Below are 2,500 nucleotides of genomic sequence, written 5' to 3' on the forward strand. Positions count from 1 at the left end.
AACACAGTGGACGCGAGCAACTGAGGACAAGCCCTCGGCCTATTAGTACCAGTCAGCTCCACCCGTTACCGGGCTTCCACATCTGGCCTATCAACCCAGTCGTCTACTGGGAGCCTTAACCCCTCAAAGGGGGAGGGAACACTCATCTCGAAGCAGGCTTCCCGCTTAGATGCTTTCAGCGGTTATCCTTTCCGAACGTAGCCAACCAGCCATGCCCTTGGCAGGACAACTGGCACACCAGAGGTTCGTCCGTCCCGGTCCTCTCGTACTAGGGACAGCCCTTCTCAATATTCCTACGCGCGCAGAGGATAGGGACCGAACTGTCTCACGACGTTCTAAACCCAGCTCGCGTACCGCTTTAATGGGCGAACAGCCCAACCCTTGGGACCGACTCCAGCCCCAGGATGCGACGAGCCGACATCGAGGTGCCAAACCATCCCGTCGATATGGACTCTTGGGGAAGATCAGCCTGTTATCCCCGGGGTACCTTTTATCCGTTGAGCGACAGCGCTTCCACAAGCCACTGCCGGATCACTAGTCCCGACTTTCGTCCCTGCTCGACCCGTCGGTCTCACAGTCAAGCTCCCTTGTGCACTTACACTCAACACCTGATTGCCAACCAGGCTGAGGGAACCTTTGGGCGCCTCCGTTACTCTTTAGGAGGCAACCGCCCCAGTTAAACTACCCATCAGACACTGTCCCTGATCCGGATCACGGACCGAGGTTAGACATCCAGCACGACCAGAGTGGTATTTCAACGACGACTCCACAACCACTGGCGTGGCCGCTTCACAGTCTCCCACCTATCCTACACAAGCCGAACCGAACACCAATATCAAACTGTAGTAAAGGTCCCGGGGTCTTTCCGTCCTTCTGCGCGAAACGAGCATCTTTACTCGTAGTGCAATTTCACCGGGCCTATGGTTGAGACAGTCGAGAAGTCGTTACGCCATTCGTGCAGGTCGGAACTTACCCGACAAGGAATTTCGCTACCTTAGGATGGTTATAGTTACCACCGCCGTTTACTGGCGCTTAAGTTCTCAGCTTCGCCACACCGAAATGTGACTAACCGGTCCCCTTAACGTTCCAGCACCGGGCAGGCGTCAGTCCGTATACATCGCCTTACGGCTTCGCACGGACCTGTGTTTTTAGTAAACAGTCGCTTCTCGCTGGTCTCTGCGGCCACCCCCAGCTCACCGAGTAAATCGGATCACCAAGAATGGCCCCCCTTCTCCCGAAGTTACGGGGGCATTTTGCCGAGTTCCTTAACCATAGTTCACCCGAACGCCTCGGTATTCTCTACCTGACCACCTGAGTCGGTTTAGGGTACGGGCCGCCATGAAACTCGCTAGAGGCTTTTCTCGACAGCATAGGATCATCCACTTCACCACAATCGGCTCGGCATCAGGTCTCACCCTTAATGTCATCCGGATTTACCTGGATAACGGGCTACACCCTTACCCCGGGACAACCACCGCCCGGGCTGGACTACCTTCCTGCGTCACCCCATCACTTACCTACTACCACCTTGGTTCAGCGGCTCCACCACTCCCCTCAACTCCGAAGAGATCAGGGCGGCTTCACGGCCTTAGCATCAATGGGCTCAGTATTGGGCGTTTCAAAGCGGGTACCGGAATATCAACCGGTTGTCCATCGACTACGCCTGTCGGCCTCGCCTTAGGTCCCGACTTACCCTGGGCAGATCAGCTTGACCCAGGAACCCTTAGTCAATCGGCGCACACGTTTCTCACGTGTGTATCGCTACTCATGCCTGCATTCTCACTCGTGAACCGTCCACAACTCGCTTCCGCGGCTGCTTCACCCGGCACACGACGCTCCCCTACCCATCCATACAGGCGTTAGCCCTATACGTATGAATGACACGACTTCGGCGGTACGCTTGAGCCCCGCTACATTGTCGGCGCGGAATCACTTGACCAGTGAGCTATTACGCACTCTTTCAAGGATGGCTGCTTCTAAGCCAACCTCCTGGTTGTCTCTGCGACTCCACATCCTTTTCCACTTAGCGTACGCTTAGGGGCCTTAGTCGATGCTCTGGGCTGTTTCCCTCTCGACCATGGAGCTTATCCCCCACAGTCTCACTGCCGCGCTCTCACTTACCGGCATTCGGAGTTTGGCTAAGGTCAGTAACCCGGTAGGGCCCATCGCCTATCCAGTGCTCTACCTCCGGCAAGAAACACACGACGCTGCACCTAAATGCATTTCGGGGAGAACCAGCTATCACGGAGTTTGATTGGCCTTTCACCCCTAACCACAGGTCATCCCCCAGGTTTTCAACCCTGGTGGGTTCGGTCCTCCACGACCTCTTACAGCCGCTTCAACCTGCCCATGGCTAGATCACTCCGCTTCGGGTCTAGAGCGTGCAACTCAAACGCCCTATTAGGACTCGCTTTCGCTACGGCTTCCCCACACGGGTTAACCTCGCTACACACCGCTAACTCGCAGGCTCATTCTTCAAAAGGCACGCAGTCACGACTGA

General features: G+C 56.0%; 1 rRNA gene (cut by a window edge). It reads right to left on the reverse strand.

What is annotated here, in order from left to right:
- Positions 1 to 22: 22 nt before the first annotated feature.
- Positions 23 to 2,500 (reverse strand): 23S ribosomal RNA (locus G3I19_RS34415) (it continues 648 nt past the right edge of the window).

Origin of the sequence: Streptomyces sp. SID10853 (genome assembly GCF_010548145.1) — a bacterium.
In the GTDB taxonomy this organism is placed as follows: domain Bacteria; phylum Actinomycetota; class Actinomycetes; order Streptomycetales; family Streptomycetaceae; genus Streptomyces.